This is a genomic window from Aquimarina sp. EL_43, from assembly GCF_943422735.1.
Lineage (GTDB): Bacteria > Bacteroidota > Bacteroidia > Flavobacteriales > Flavobacteriaceae > Aquimarina > Aquimarina megaterium.
Window position 1 is genome coordinate 3,957,243 of the sequence record NZ_CALSBR010000001.1, and the last position, 17,261, is coordinate 3,974,503.

6 protein-coding genes are annotated in these 17,261 nt (G+C 33.1%); all 6 read left to right on the plus strand.

The window, feature by feature from the left end:
- The first annotated feature begins 36 nt into the window (after positions 1 to 36).
- The 6 genes from ccsA to NNL09_RS17075 all read left to right on the plus strand — a co-directional run bounded on the left by ccsA (position 37) and on the right by NNL09_RS17075 (position 17,231).
- Entirely contained in the window at positions 37 to 3,222 is a 3,186-nt protein-coding gene (ccsA, locus tag NNL09_RS17050) for a cytochrome c biogenesis protein (RefSeq protein WP_196910504.1), read from the plus strand.
- 841 nt (positions 3,223 to 4,063) lie between these two features.
- Entirely contained in the window at positions 4,064 to 9,703 is a 5,640-nt protein-coding gene (locus tag NNL09_RS17055) for a leucine-rich repeat domain-containing protein (RefSeq protein ID WP_196910502.1), read from the plus strand.
- A 65-nt stretch (positions 9,704 to 9,768) separates the two neighbouring features.
- A complete protein-coding gene (locus NNL09_RS17060; RefSeq protein WP_196910501.1) occupies positions 9,769 to 10,293 on the plus strand; it encodes an OmpH family outer membrane protein in 525 nt (174 codons plus the stop codon).
- Positions 10,271 to 10,891, plus strand: a complete 621-nt coding sequence (locus NNL09_RS17065; protein ID WP_196910500.1) for a hypothetical protein — start codon at positions 10,271 to 10,273, stop codon at positions 10,889 to 10,891. Before NNL09_RS17060 ends, NNL09_RS17065 begins: the two co-directional genes overlap by 23 nt.
- Before the next feature lie 12 nt (positions 10,892 to 10,903).
- Positions 10,904 to 16,516, plus strand: coding sequence for a hypothetical protein (locus NNL09_RS17070; protein ID WP_196910498.1), 5,613 nt, complete (start codon positions 10,904 to 10,906; stop codon positions 16,514 to 16,516).
- The gene (locus NNL09_RS17075; RefSeq protein WP_196910495.1) at positions 16,503 to 17,231 is read left to right on the plus strand and encodes a hypothetical protein; all 729 of its coding nucleotides are present in this window, start codon (positions 16,503 to 16,505) and stop codon (positions 17,229 to 17,231) included. Before NNL09_RS17070 ends, NNL09_RS17075 begins: the two co-directional genes overlap by 14 nt.
- Positions 17,232 to 17,261: the final 30 nt, after the last annotated feature.

Here is a 17,261-nt window from a genome sequence, read left to right on the forward strand (position 1 = left end):
ATAGTAAATTTGCCCAGCAAAAAAAGAAAGGTTACTATGCAAGATAAGCTAGCGAGTATTTTGTTCTCCACACGATTAATGGCAGTTTTATTTATTGTTTTTGCGTTTTCTATGGGAGTAGGAACGTTTTTAGAAGATGCACACGGAACCACAGCCGCCAGAATTTGGGTGTATAATACATGGTGGTTTGAGGCTATTATGGTGTTTTTTGTTATTAATTTCTGCGGAAATATTGTACGTTACAAATTATATAAGAAAGATAAATGGGCAACATTATTACTTCATTTATCTTTTATTTTAATTATCATAGGAGCTTTTGTTACTCGATATATAAGCTATGAAGGCGTTATGCCCATTAGGGAAGGTGAAACTACATCTACTTTTCTTTCTGAAAAAACATATTTATCTGTTTTTCTGGATGGAGAAATTAATGGAGAACCCCGAAGACGTATCATTACAGAAGCATTAGAGTTAGCAGAAGCAACTACTAATGATTTTACTATTCATACCGATTATAATAAGCAACCCGTTACAATAACATATCAAAACTATATCCAGGGAGCAGAAATGGGATTAGTTGAGACAGAAGATGGAGAGAACTATCTTAAAGTTGTAGAAGCAGGAGATGGTAATCGTCATGATCATTTTCTAAGAGAAGGAGAAGTTTCTAATATTCATAATATATTGGTTAGTTTTAATAAACCGACCAAAGGAGCAATAAATATTACCTATAAAAATGATGATTACTTTATAGAATCTCCTTTTGATGGATCATTTTTAAGAATGGCAGATCAGATGCAAGGATTAGTATTTAAAGATAGTCTTCAACCTTTAATGCTTAGATCACTGTACCAAACAGCCGGAATGCAATTTGTAATTCCTGATCCTGTAATTACTGGTAAGTATGATGTAGTTCCTATAGAAGTTAAAGACAAAGGACAGGAAGATGCCTTGGTATTAAGTATCTCTACCAATGGAGAAACTAAAGAAGTTAAGCTATTGGGAGGAAAAGGGTATAATAATGATATGACCAAAATCTCGTTAGGAGGTTTGGATATGTATTTTAGCTATGGCTCTAAGCAAATGGAATTGCCTTTTGCATTAAAATTAAATGACTTTATAGCCGAAAAATTTCCCGGGACACAGAATGTTTATAAATCTTTTAAGAGTAAGGTTGATATTGTAGAAGGAAATTCTTCTCAACCATATGATATTTATATGAACCATGTACTAGATCATAAAGGATATAGGTTTTTTCAAGCTTCTTTTGATCCAGATGAAAAGGGAACTGTGCTTTCTGTAAATCATGACCGTTGGGGTACATGGATTACTTACCTAGGGTATATGCTATTATATTTAGGATTAATGTTAATTCTTTTTACCAAAGGATCACGTTTTAAGGAAATAGAAGATAAATTGAGTAAAATAAAGAAAAAGAAAAAAGCATTAACCATATTTTTGGCATTAATAGTATCTACTTTTTCTTTTGCGCAAGACCAACCTCAGCCTGATCATGCAAATCACTTACCATCGTTACCTAGTAAGGCACAATTAGACTCGGTTATTTTAGCCAATGTTGTTCCTGCTGCTCATGCGGCTAAGTTTGGAAGTATAGTGATACAGGATGAAAGAGGGAGAATGAAACCTGTAAATACTTTTTCCTCAGAATTATTGCGTAAACTTAGTAAAAAAGATACCTATAAAGGTTTAAATGCAGACCAGGTGTTTGTATCGATGGTAGAAAATCCATTTATCTGGTACAGTATGCCAATTATAGAAATTAAAAGAGAAAATGATAGTATACGTAAGATATTAGGAGTTCCGAAAACCGAAAGAAGAGTATCTTTAATAGATCTTGTAGAACCAGACGGGTCGTATAAGCTAGCTCCTTATTTAGAAAAAGCAAGTAGCACAAATACCCCGAGTAGTTTTGAAAAAGATTTTCTTAAAACTCATGAAAAATTTTATTTACTTAATCAAGCTTTAGGAGGAGGGATTTTAAGAGTTTTTCCGGTTCCGGGTGATGAAGGAAACAAATGGGTTTCTATGCCCGAGCTAAATGAATTTAAATTTAGCGGAATGGATTCGGTATACACCAGACAGATCATTCCGATTTATCGTCAATCATTACGAGATGCAAGAAAAACAGGGGATTATAGCAAACCTGATCAATATATTGAAAGTATTAAAAGTTTTCAGAAAAAATTTGGAAACGAAGTACTACCAACAGATAAAAAAATCAAAGCAGAAATTGTACTGAATAAATATGATATTTTTAGAACACTATATCGATACTATGGAGTAATAGGCTTACTACTAATGATCTTTGTAATTGTTAGAATATTTAAGGATTCTAAAGTTGTAAGAGCTTTAGTAAATAGTGCAATTGGTATCGTTATTCTTCTTTTTATTCTACACACTGCGGGATTGATAATACGTTGGTATGTCTCGGGACATGCACCATGGAGTGATGCATATGAATCTATGATTTATGTTGGATGGACAACGCTGGCAATTGGTCTTGCTTTTGGAAAAAGAAGTAACCTTACCATTGCAGCTACCACTTTTGTGGCTGCAATCATCTTGTTTTTTGCTCATGAAAACTGGACAGATCCTGCAATTGCAAATTTACAACCTGTATTAGATTCATATTGGGTATTGATTCATGTATCTATTATTGTAGGTAGCTATGGACCATTCTTTGTTGGAGCAATTTTAGGAATCCTATCACTGTTATTAATGATATTAACGACAGAATCTAATAAGAAACGAATGGATCTTAATATTAAAGAGATAACCATTATTAATGAGATGGCACTTACTATTGGGTTAGTAATGCTTACTATTGGTAACTTTCTGGGAGGGATGTGGGCCAATGAGAGTTGGGGACGCTATTGGGGTTGGGATCCAAAAGAAACATGGGCTTTGATAAGTATTATGGTGTATGCCTTTGTGATACATATGAGATTAGTTCCTGGCCTGAGAGGAAGATGGTGGTTTAACCTGGCCTCTATTATCGCAGTATATAGTATTCTAATGACATACTTTGGTGTTAATTTTTACCTCAAAGGATTGCATTCATATGCTAGTGGTGATAAAGTAATTACGCCTAATGCAGTCTATTACTCTATCGCTTTTTTAGCTCTACTAGGCATAGTTTCATATTGGAGAAACAAGGTGCATTATAAGAAAAATAAAAAAGCAATTTCTACAGAAAAATAATCATGTCTTTTATTTTATAAGGTTCCCAAAATTCATTTCTGTGATATTTTGATACTCGTCTTGTGATTTTATATTAAAAGATAGAGTTACATATTCTCTGCGACTACTAAAAATAATTTTAAGAAGATTATGTGGTAAAACCCACTGTTTGCTAAGGTTTTTATGTTTTTTTTAAGATCATCTTAAAAAAAATAAAAAAAAATATTCCTCAGTCCCGAAAAATGGGACTCATTACTCGTATTCTTGTACTGTAATAAATAACTAAAGAGTATTACCTGGTATAGGAGAGGCAATTTTGAAGAAAGCTATTCATTTTATAAAGTAGCAAATTCAGAACTTCTTTGTTTAGATTAGACTTTGATATTGTAGTATTTAAAACTAATGTAATAACTCTTTCACTAATGAAAAGAAACTTTAGATAACAGGTAGAGTTTTTGTGCAGTGATGTTGGATTATTATTACTTAATAGATTTAAATAAAATTTTAAGAGATGAAGTGTTTAGCATTCAATTGTTTTACTGTCTTTTGCTTAAAAACACCAATTCTGTTAAAGATAAGTTAACCATAAATTGTTTTATTTTGATTTGAAAAAATAGTATGTTTGCCCGAGCAATAAAATTGATATAAACCCCATTAATTTTAATGCTAGTCCTACAAATAGTTTCATAAATATCTAAGAAAATATTGTTTGAAAAAAAATACTTAAGTATTTGATTTTGAGTGATTTGTTTGAGTGATAGCCGATAGCTTTAAGTTATCGGACAGGGAGATTTTTGGCTTATTTTTGAATCATTTTTTCACCTTAATTAAAAGTAACTAACTGACTAAAAATAAAAAATAAATGAAGCAAATAAAAGCACGTTTTGGTGATTCTATTGCATTTGTCTTAACAGTATTTTTAACATTTCCTTTATTGGCTCAGGTTTCTTCGACAGAACGCCAGGCATTAATAGATTTTTATAATGCCACTAATGGAAATAATTGGAAAAATACGATAGAGGGAACTCAACCTTGGTTGATCAATGACTCTAATTCTTTAGTAAGTGATTGGTATGGTGTTACAGTACTAAACGGTAAGGTTACCAAATTAAGTTTTTTTAAAAATAATCTAACTGGTACTCTGCCAAACTCTATAGGAGATTTATCTTCTATAAATCAATTAGTACTTAGTGGTAACAATATTGGAGGGGAATTACCTACAAGCTTGGGGCAAATGACAGGATTACAATCACTTCATTTGAGTGGTAATGAATTTTCTGGAGCAATACCAATAACAGCATTATTAAATGCACCAGGTTTGTCACGTTTATATTTTGATGGTAATAATTTTTCGGGTACGATTCCACCTCAATTAGGGCAATTAACAAATCTTACGTTTATTAATATGGGCTATAATCAGTTAACAGGAACAATTCCGGTTGAACTGGCGCAGCTTTCAAAATTAGGATCCTTATACTTATCAAATAATAAGCTTACAGGATCTATACCACAAGAATTAGGACAGTTAACTAGTCTTCAAAAACTTTCCTTGGCAAGTAATGAACTTACAGGAGGTATTCCTGAAAGTCTAGCTTTATTAACTAACCTTGGATCTTTATCACTGAGTGGTAACCAACTTACAGGAATTATTCCTCCACAATTAGGGCAGTTATCAAAATTATATGCTCTAAGCCTAAATAATAATAATTTAACCGGGACATTACCATCAGAACTTGGACAGTTAGTAAATATGAAGCGTTTGTATATTTCTGATAATCAAATATCTGGAAGCATTCCTTCTAGTTTTGGACAGATGTCAAAATTAGAAAATTTACAATTAGGAAAGAATCAACTTACCGGTAGTATTCCTTCAGAAATGAGTTTATTGTCTAATATGGTGAGAATTGGCTTGTCGAGTAATAAAATTAGTGGTGACATACCCTCAGAACTAGGTCAATTAACAAAAATAGAGCATATTCACTTTCATAATAATGACTTAACCGGTTCGATTCCAATATCATTTAAACAATTGGTTAATTTAAAAGCATTATACCTTTATAATAATAACCTTTCTGGGAAAATTCCTCCAGAAATGAGTACGTTACCCAAGTTAAGTAATTTTGGGATTTCAGGTAATCAATTTATATTTTCTGATTTCGAATCTGAATTCACTGCATATCAAGCAAACTTATCTAGTTTTACTTATAATAACCAAAAAAATGCAGATGTCGAAGAAACACTTAGCGCATCTATAGGAGGGAGCGTTACACTAACATCAAACGTATTTACAAATTCTAGTAATACATATCAGTGGTATAAAGGAACTACGATTATTCCTGGAGCAACCAATAAAGAGTATACAATTGCAAATGTAAGCGAAACTGATGCAGGAGTTTACAAGATGCTTGTTAAAAACAGTGTAGTAACAGGACTTAGTATCTATCGTAATGATATAGCGTTATTGGTAACCCAAGGAGAGAATACTTGTGGGGTCTCTGCTGCAGAACGTCAAGCGTTAATAGATTTCTATAATAGTACCGATGGCGCTAATTGGACAAACCATACCAATTGGTTAACTGATACTCCTGTATGTGATTGGGCTGGTGTTATTGTTGAGAATGGAAAAGTAACAAAATTAGCTTTATCATATAACGGGTTAAAGGGAGTAATTCCAGCATCTTTTGGAGACTTGATACACCTTACATCTGTTAACTTTGCTATTAATCAATTATCAGGATCTTTGCCAGGTTCAATAGGCAACTTGGTAAATGCAGAGACATTTACTGTTGAGCGTAATGCCATGACGGGTACTATCCCCACATCTATTGGTAGTATGGGGGCATTAAAGATTTTAAACTTAGGTTCTAATCAATTCTCAGGAGGAATCCCTGTTTCATTGCAAAATCTTACGAATCTAACTGCATTAAGTTTGTTTCGGAATCAACTTACTGGTTCTATTCCAGCCGAGTTAGGAAATCTATCTAATCTAGAATATCTTAATTTGTTCACTAATCAACTTACGGGAGTAATTCCTGCCTCCATTGGAAATTTATCCAAGTTAAAGAAGTTGATGTTATATATCAACGGTTTAGAAGGACCAATGCCTTCAGAATTGGGTAATTTATTGAGTTTAGAAGAGCTTCATTTTGAACGTAATGCTATTACAGGTTCAATTCCAATATCTTTTGGGAATTTGTCGTCTCTACAATACTTAAACCTTGGAAATAATTCATTAAGTGGTAGTATCCCAAAGGAATTAGGTAATTTATCTAATTTAACAAAATTATATCTTTTCTGGAATAAACTAGAAGGTGAGATTCCATTAGAATTAGGCAACTTAACGAAGATAGAAGTTTTAAGTTTTACTAGAAATTTACTTACCGGAGTAATTCCAGCTTCTATAGGTCAGTTACCTGGTTTAACAAACTTAGGGTTAGGTATAAATAGGTTTTCAGGAAGTATTCCCTCTGGATTATCGAGTTTGGCATCTTCAGATATTCTAAATTCATTAAGTTTTGAAAGTAATAGTTTTGTTTTTAGTGATTTTGAAGCAAATTTCACTACTTATAAAAGCAACTTAACTACATTTACTTACCTCACACAAGGTAAGGTAGATCAATCAGAGACTTTATCTGTAGCTGCCAATGGTAGTATTACATTGTCTAGTACAGCATTAACCAGTACAAATAACAGTTATCAATGGTATAAAGATGGAGCAGCAATTACAGGAGCAACCAATAAAGACTTGGTCATTTCTAATGCTACCGATGCTGATGCAGGAGTGTATCATTTTACGGCTACTAATAGTGTAATAACAGATCTTACACTAACCCGTAATCCCATAACCTTATCAATAGGCGCTGGAGATACATGCGGAGTATCTGCAGCTGAGCGTCAGGCATTGATCGATTTATATAATAGTACTGATGGTGCTAATTGGACGAATACGATAGCAAATAACAAACCTTGGTTAGTCAATGACCCTACTTCTAAAGTATGTGATTGGTTTGGTGTAACAGTGAGTGAAGGTAAGGTGAAAGGAATATCACTACCAGAAAATAACCTTACCGGAACTTTACCAAATTCTTTAGGAAGTTTGATAGAACTAAGGACAATATATTTACATTCGAATAATCTGTCGGGTAATATACCTTCAAGTTTTGGAAATTTATCCTTTCTAAGATTTTTGTTTTTACACTCTAATAATTTAGAGGGTAATATACCATCTGAATTAGGTATGCTTTCTAATCTAATTGATCTTTTGTTATTTAGTAATCAACTTACAGGAGTGATTCCTCCAGAGTTGGGTAATTTATCAAAATTACGTGATCTCAATTTATCTCGAAATAAATTGTCAGGTTCTATACCGAGCGAATTTGGACAATTCTCAAATACTCTTTTTAGGATAAATATTTCTTACAACTATAATCTAAAAGGAAAAATACCTTCTTCTATAAGTAATTTGACTGGTTTAACAATTTTTAGAATGAATACAAATAAGTTTGTGTTTTCAGATTTTGAAGCTGACTATAATAATTACATAAATAAATTAGGCACTTTTCAAGTTGCTCCCCAAGCCAAGGTAGATCAGGAAGGGACTTTATCTGTAGCTGCCAATGGTAGTATTACTTTATCGAGTACAGCATTAACCAGTACAAATAACAGTTATCAATGGTATAAAGATGGGGTAGCAATTACAGGAGCTACCAGTAAAGATTTGGTTATCTCTAATGCTACAGATGCTGATGCAGGGATATATCATTTTACAGCTACAAATAGTATAGTTACAGGTTTAACGTTAACCCGTAATCCCATAACCTTATCAATTGGTGCTGGAGATACATGTGGAGTATCTGCAGCTGAGCGTCAGGCATTGATCGATTTATATAATAGTACTGATGGTGCTAATTGGACGAATATAACAGTAAATAATGAACCTTGGTTGATTACTGACTCAGCTTCTAAAGTATGCGATTGGTATGGAGTTACCGTAACCGAAGGTAAAGTGACAGAATTAAAACTTGATAATAATAATTTGGTAGGTACGATTCCAAATTCCATATCTGATTTATCAAATTTGAAATCTTTGTCCTTAAATAAGAATACTATTTCGGGAAGTATTCCTAATACCATAGGAGGGCTGGTAAACTTAACGAATTTATCTATCGACAATAATAAGTTAACAGGTACAATTCCTGTATCTATTTCTGGTTTATCGAAACTAACAAACCTTTCTTTATATTTAAATAGATTAAGTGGAGCAATTCCTTCTGAGTTAGGTAGCTTGTCGGATTTGAAGGTTCTTCATATTGGTCTTAATCAATTTCAAGGTCAGATACCATCAAGTTTGGGAAATTTGTCTAAGCTTACGTATCTATATTTAAGTAACAATAAACTAGAAGGTGAAATTCCTTTAGAATTGGGTAATCTAATAAACCTACAAACCTTAGAGATTTCTAATAATAATTTTTCTGGTACAATCCCTAGTCAAATATCTAATTTTGCAAATCTTCTTCATTTAAGATTTAAGGGCAATGATTTTGTATTTAATAGTTTTGAAACAGAGCATCTTGCATACAAATCAAAACTTACAAATTATATATTTTCTCCCCAAGACAAAGTAGATCAAACAGAGACTTTATCTGTAGCTGCTAATGGAAGTATTACATTGTCTAGTACAGCATTAACCAGTACAAATAACAGTTATCAATGGTATAAAGGTGGAGCTGCAATTACAGGAGCAACCAATAAAGATTTGGTTATCTCTAATGCTACCGATGCTGATGCAGGAGTATACCATTTTACAGCTACTAATAGTGTAATAACAGATCTTACATTAACCCGTAACCCGATTACTCTAGAGGTTACAACGGCGGTAAATGAACTTGAGGTTACGATAAATACGAAAGACCTTCCAAATTCAGAGTTTGATATAGTATCGGGTAGTACAACAATACCAGGTGTAATAAGCGGGAACGCGGATAGCGAAACACTTGTTAATCTTGGAGCCAATACTGGAGAGAATAAAACGGTTCTTATTAATGTAAAACCTTCTCAAAATGCAGGAGCACTTCATCTAAGATTTATAGCAAATACCAGTGGTATTTCGAATGTACAGGTATCCAGTGGAGGTAATTGGCTGGATTTCTCACCCGATTTTTATCGTGTAGAAGGGAATACAATATATTTCATGAATAAAAAAACTACTCCGGTTGTACCGTTTACAATAAATCTAATTAATGGAGTACAATACGATTCTTCGGTACCATTAACCATTAATGTTAACAACAGTATTGATCTTATCGGAGCCACTGTAGAGATTTTCTCTCCCTCAAATGCTAATATAGTTGTTCAGCCAAGTGCTAGCATTAATGGTTTTGTCTTAGATACAACATTAACAGAAGTAGGATCCTATACGTTTATCATGAAAATTCAGAATAAATCCTTTAAAGGACATTTTCTGGTGGCTGGATCTGGTCAAACAGGAAATGGTTCATTTTAAAAAGCAATAATTCATAATTACTTATAAAATTAAATAAGGTGAAAATAAATAATAAAATACACTTTTTGATAACAATACTTATGCTGCTGGTCATAGTTTATTTATGCTTTCAGCAGTATAACGCCAAAAAAAACGTAATCGTAAATGCTCAAACAGTCTTAGAAAACTATCAGGGTTTTAAAGAAGCTCAGGACTTGTTCGAGATCAAAACCAAGGAGATGCAAGATACGTTCGAAAAGCAAAAAAGTATGTATGAATCCAAATCTAATGAGCTCGAGATTATTTCTGATAAATTATCCAATCAGGAAAAGATTGTAAAGAAAGGAGAACTAGAGGTTATTAAAGCCAAAACGGTTCAGTTAGGTAAGGCAATCGAACAGAAAGTGATAGCTCAGGAAGAAGAATTACTACAAGGCGTATATAATAAGATTAATGATTTTGTTAAACGCTATGCAGAAACTCATGATATTGATTTGATAGAAGGAATAACAAATTCTGGAAATATAATGTATGCATCAGATGCCATAGATATAACACAAGATATTATAGAAGGATTAAATAAAGAATATGTTGAAGGGATTAAAGAATAGTATATACATTTTTCTGTTGATTGCTATAGGTTGTAGCTCTTCAATTAATAGTGAAAAAGAGCTTTTAAAGTGGTTAGGAGATCCAGGTCATGGATTTATAAAAAAAACAAAAGCAAATGGCTTTTTGTTATCAATGAAATATTTACCAGCAGAGTATCTAGCACTTAATGAGATGAAAAAAGATAACAAAACTGATATGAAGGATTTTCAGGGATATGTAGATAAGTTTAAAAATTCTAAAACTTTTTTGTTGACCATAAGTCATGACGAAGAAACAGTAAATGTAAGCAATTATAATGTTGCTAATCTTAGTGAATACGGGCAGAGAATAAGGGATTTAAGTTTCAATATAAAAGAAGTATTGGTTTTAATGACAAACTCTGGTAAAAAATATAATCCTGTTTTAACCACTATGGAAAATGCATATGAAATAGCTAATAAAAAGTCAATTTATATGGTGTTTTCAGACGATCAAAAAGAAATATTGAATTCAGAACAATTAGACATTGTATTTCAGGATACTTTTTTAGATACCGGAATAAGTCATTTTGTTTTTGAAAACGAAAAAATAAATAATCTACCAAATTTAAACTTTTAATTAAGAGCACTTATGATTTCAATACGTAAGAAAAATATTAAGATCATTACATACTTTTTGTTATGTGATATGTTGATTGGAATTTTTGTACCATCAGTAGGTTCATTATATGCTTTAACATCAGGGCCTGGTTCACCAGAGTTTTCGAGTTTTGAACCTGTGGCAACTACAAATCTGGTGGATCCTTTGTCAGGTAATTTTACGTATAATCTACCTGTAATTCAAATTCCCGGACCTGATGGCGGAGGGTATGCAATGTCATTATCTTATCACAGCGGAACTTCATCAGAAGAAGAATCTTCATGGGTTGGGCATGGCTGGACTTTAAACCCAGGAGCAATAAATACAGGTGTTCGAGGCTACCCCGATGAGTATAACAATGCACCAATTGATGTGTATAACAAAACAAGGCCAAATTGGACAATGTCGGGTGCCGTAAAACTTAATGTTGAAGCTTTTAGTGTTGGTGTGGGGATTTCTGATTATGTACGATATAATAACTATCAAGGAGTTTCCAGAACTTCGTCGATAGGGTTGTCTAAAGGATTTGCTAGTTTATCTCTTAATCGATCAGCTACAGGAGTCACGTTTAGTGCGGCAATTAATCCTTACGCTCTTTTAAGTAATAATGGAGGTGGTGATAAGAATAAGAAAAAAACTAAAACAAAAAAGAAGGCAGAAAAAAATGATGCTGATAAAAATGCCAAAAAGAAAATGTCAGTAAAAGTTAATGCTAAGCCAAGAGGTTTAGGATCGACTTCACTTAATGCAGCATCTACCTTTGGATTACAAACATTTACCGATGTCGGGCAGTCAGTTTCTTTAACGAAACTTAAAGGAATGAATGTGAATTTAAGTTATGGATTACAGGTTAATCCAGCTGTTGCTCCTGTTGGAATTGAAGGAGGGTATATTGGTTCATTTTCTATAAACCATTCTATAGCACATCGTATTTTGAATGCTTCAGGATATATGAATGGCTCAAGTGCGAAATCTGATTATTTTACAGAAAAAGCTCAGCTTTTTGATAGACGAGATTTCTTTATTGGTATTCCTTTCAGTACACCCGACAATCATGCTCTATCTGGTGAAGGTCTGTCTGGCGGGTTTCGTGCTTTTGCAGATGGCCCAAGAACCTTTAGTAATGATGAAAATGTAAAGAATAGAATAAAAACCTATGGCGTTGGTATAGAAGGAATGATAGGTACTAATGTTGGAGTAGGGGTAAATCTTTCTTTTGGAAGGAGTAAATCAGAAATGAACTATTTCTCAGGAACGGGATCATATAGTAACCTAAAATACAGGTTTTATGGAGATATGGGAGGTAAGGTAAATTTTGCTAATAATGATATAGCAAATATAGAATTGGGTGCAAATCCAAATTTCCCCGGGGTAAAAAGAGTAAGTGCTGCTGTTAGAGATGAAGGAAAAGCGTTTTTAGACCCTGCTATTGATTCAAAAATCAATACCTCATCACATATCGAAAAATTAAGTACTGGAGGATACGAAATATTTAACGAAGCAGGAATTAAATACGGATATTCCCAACCAGTAATGGTTAGAAATACATCAAATCTTTCTTTTGGAATAGATGAAAATGATAACATAGAAAAAAATCATTTAGCATATACAACGACCTATTTATCTAATGACTATAAAGTAGATGTCTGTAAACAGGATAGAGTAGCCGGAGAGGTAAGAGCTCTCCCACATGAAAATATATCGTTATTAAAAGTCATTACGACTCCAGATTATATTGATCTTGGTACCGCTGGGGTAGATGACAGTGATTTTGGTGGATGGACTTCGTTTGAGTATCATAAAAAATACGGAGAGGCTAGTGAGAAAGGAAAATGGTATCGTTGGAGAACTCCTTACAATGGTCTTTTCTATAATAAAAATTCGATCTCTGATGTTAAAGATGATGCGGGTTTTGTGACTACAGGAGAGAAAGAAGTATTTTTTCTTAAAAAAGTAGAGACAAAAACTCATGTAGCCTATTTTGTTACCAATACATCTAACGCTGCTAGGTTTGGAGTTACGGGATCAGGAGCAAGTTATTTGCGAGGATCACAAACAGCAAGATTAGATGGTCTGGCTGCTCAGGATTTAACAACCGAAGAAGATCCTTCTTCTAAAAGTGCAACAGCAAAAGGAACAGATGAATTAGAATATCTTGAAAAAATAGTATTGTTTTCTAAAGCCAGACCAGATGTGCCATTGCAGGTAACTAATTTTCAGTATGATTATTCACTAGTTCAAAACTTACCGAATAATAAAAATGGAAATTATCCTAATAACAAAATCTCTGTAAATAGTGGGAAATTAACACTTAAAAAAGTATGGTCAGAATTTGAAGGAGTTGTAGACTCTAGAATCAGCTCATATAAATTTGGATATCAATATACATCTAATCATCAAATGGATGTCCAATATTCACTATCTGCTCAAAATCCTGATTACGGCCCGCATCTTTTGGATGCATGGGGATATAATCAATTTGATGTAAGAGGTAATGTAAATAGTGCAGAAAACAGACATCTTAATTTAATTACATGGCCATATCAGGGAGATATTCCACAAAAGCAATTTGACCCCGCTGCATGGCAGTTAAAACAAATAGTGCTACCATCTGGAGGAGAAATTCTAGTAGAATACGAAAGTAAAGATTATTCGTATGTTCAAGATAGAGATGCTATGGCAATGGTACGATTGTCAAGCGCTTCAAACACATATGATGACCCTACATATACTTTAGATTTATCTGATATAGGAGGGTATTCTGATGGGTTATGTGAAAAAATTAATGAATATTTCTTAGAAGGAAAACCTAACGCAGGTGGTGAAATTGATGTTCGTAAAAGGATATATTTTAAGCTACTATATGCATTAGAAGATAATAATCCCGATTTATTAGGATGCCAATCAGAGTACATAACAGGATATGCTAAGATCTCAAAAATTACTTGTAATGGAAGCTCAATTTCTATTACTCTAAAATCGAAAAATAGAAAAAATCACACAAAATATTCAGGAAATACATTTACAGAAGAGTCCCAAGAAGATCGAAACTATAGGCTAGTACCTAGACAAGCCTGTCATGATTATTATGTCACACAAAGATGGGGTAAATATTCTGCAGGTTGTGAGGGTAAAATAGAAAAAGAATATGAAGATGCAATTGCAGCCAGACTTTTAGACTGTAATGGAGATATTGGTAGTACAGATTTAGGAAAAGCTATCAAAACATTAAAATATGCGCAAAAAGGAATAGAAAAATTAGCAAACAGAGGGATAAATGTTTCATTTCCTGATAGAGGTGAAACATGTAAAAAGCTAAATCCTGGTTTATCATACCTTAAAATACCTATCAATAAAGCAAAACGCGGAGGAGGAGTTCGGGTTAAAAAAGTTTTGATGTATGATAAAGGTATAGAATCTGGAGATGAAGCTACCTATGGTCAAGTTTATAAATATGAACTAGAGGACGGAAGGTCTAGTGGTGTTGCGACTAATGAACCACAAGAAATGAGAGAAGAAAACCCTCTGGTAGAATTTCTTCCTAAAAAAAATCAATCCTGGATTAATAGGATGATTGCTGGTAAAGACAAAGAACAAACCGAAGGACCAATAGGAGAATCATTACTTCCGGCTGCTTCGGTAAGTCACTCAAGAGTGGTTGTAGAGAACATCCATACCGGCAAAACAGGTACAGGGCATACTATTCATGAATTTTATACATGTAAAGATTATCCATATGATAAGTTATATGATTATAAATTATATGAAGGAAATGAAAGAAAGTTTGATTTCGCTAATAAACATCCAGAACGTGGTGTTTCTTATTCTGTACTTCAAGAAAATATGCATCATGATAGACTTAACCTTCCCAGCCCTTATTTTGCATACGGTTTTGATAAAGCGTGGGCTTCTCAAGGATTTAGATTTATACAAAATGGGATGCATGGTGTTCCTAAATCGGTAAGAACATATGGGGGTAACTATACGCCTGGAAATACAAGCTATATCTCTTCTGGACAAGATTTTTATTACTATGAACCGGGAGAAAAAGTAAAACTATTTACAGGGTTTGATGGGCAAGATTCAGGTACTTATGTGTGGGATGTACCGGGTAAAGAAATGGATGTTACTCAAGAAGGATATAGTATTGAAAATGAGGATTTAGATTTTGAGTTTGAAATAGACGTAAGTGTTGGATTAACTATACCACCGCCAATATTTGTATCATTTGGCTTAGTATTTAGATACAAAGAACAATTATTAACCAAATACGCTACATCAAAGGTTATAAAATATCCAGCGATTCAAAAAAAGATAGTTTCATATACAGATAATATCGCATCTACTACAGAAAACCTTGCATTTGATTATGCTACCGGACGCTCTGTTTTAACAAAAACGTACGATGCATATCATGGTATTGATTTAACTGTTGCAAACCAAAAACACGATGGATCTATATATAACCTGAATATTCCTGCCCATTGGAATTACGATAAAATGGGGCAGAAGTCTAATATATCAAGTAATACAAATCAATTACTAGCTAGTGCAGGACAGTTTGTAACGTATGGAGCAGATGCTAACCCGATTAATGACAATGGTACTTGGAGTATTAAGTCGAATAAAATTATATCTGCGGGAGCAAGTACTTATAATGTATTGGCAGGAGTTTCTGAATGGACAAATAATCAAAGTGTAAATACTGAATATGGATCCTTAGGAAATCCATCAGTATATAGAATGCATGAAAATTATACATTTAAAGGAAACGTAAAGAAATCTTCAGACCGAAACACAAATTCTGGAAAAATTTATGAAGGTGGTATTGTAGAAAACTTTACCCCGTTTAATTATAATGCGAATTCACAGGACGAAAAATGGGTAAAACTCACAGAAGTTACTAAGTATTCACCTAATGGAGCAGCATTAGAAGAACAAGATGTTTTAGGAATATATAGCGCTTCTAAGTACGGGTATAATTTTACGCTTCCTACTATGATTGCTAAAAACTCAACCTATGAAGAAATGTATTTTGAGCATTTTGAAGATAAAGTAGGTGTCGAAACAGGCTTGGTAACAGATATAGCACACTCAGGAATATATTCAAAACAAATTGTATCTGGTGAGAGTTTACTAAAAAATGTTATCGCCGGAAACCTATTGTCAAGTACTGGGGGGTGGTTAAAATTTTGGACAAAATCTGATGAAAAACTGATTAATCCACAGATTCAAATCAATGGTAATACATTGACTCCAGAGTTTATGGCAAAAACAGGAGAGTGGTCCTTGTACAGAACTTACATAACGCCACAATCTTTTGTTTCTGGCCAGGCAGTTTCTGCAAGTCTAAGTTTTGAAAATCCGCAAGTATATATAGATGATATCAAATTTAATCCTAAAGAAGCACAAACAACGTGCTATGTGTATGATGTAAAATCACTTCGATTATTAACCTTATTTGATGATCAACATTTTGGGTTGTTCTATCAGTATAATGGAGAAGGACAATTGATTCGCAAGCTAATCGAGACAGAAAAAGGATTAAAAATAATAACAGAAACGCAATATAATTTACCAAAAGAAAGCCGTGAAAGAATTTAAAGTAATAGCCCTGATTGCATATTGTTGTTTTCATTTTAGTGGATATGCTCAAAATGAAACCTCAAATAAATGCAGAGATAGAATTTTAGAATATCTGGATGGTATGCAGGAAGTAATATCTCCAAAGAAAGGACAGGTGTATTATATGAAATATAGTACCAATACAACTTTTTTTAAAAAGCATAACCTACCTGTTTCTTCTACCAAAAGTGAAATGCTTATCTCAGAATATAAAATCTTTATGGATGATGAAAACATGAAGATATATGGAGATGATAAGGAAATGTTTGTGGTCTTACCCAAAATAGGAAAGATATACTGGAATGATTCTGATCCAAGGTTATTTACGGATAATAATGCACAACAAAAATTTTTAGAAATAGAGAGAACACTTTTAAAATCAATAGGCACGATTGATTGTGTAACTAATGGTAATAAACAGAAAATTACCATAGTACCTAATAAGGATTTTGAAAAAAAATCAGGGTTAATACGACAGGTTTTAGAATATGATGTGAATCAAAAACGAGTTACAAAAGTCGAAAATCGATTTAATGAAAAAAGTAAGATCAAAAAGCAGATGGTGCACTATGAGATTATTGACTACAAGAGCTCTAAAAAAATCAAAAAACCCTTGGAGTACATTTTTAATGGAACAGAATTAAAGGGAGTTTACAAGAATTTTGAAATTATAGATAACAGAAAAAATAAATGATGTTTTGTACACTAAAAAATCACCGAAATG

Coding starts and splice junctions, on each gene's coding strand:
- NNL09_RS17055 (WP_196910502.1), top strand. CDS start 4,064: ATGAAGCAAATAAAAGCACGTTTTGGTGATTCTATTGCATTTGTCTTA.
- NNL09_RS17065 (WP_196910500.1), top strand. CDS start 10,271: ATGTTGAAGGGATTAAAGAATAGTATATACATTTTTCTGTTGATTGCT.
- NNL09_RS17070 (WP_196910498.1), top strand. CDS start 10,904: ATGATTTCAATACGTAAGAAAAATATTAAGATCATTACATACTTTTTG.
- ccsA (WP_196910504.1), top strand. CDS start 37: ATGCAAGATAAGCTAGCGAGTATTTTGTTCTCCACACGATTAATGGCA.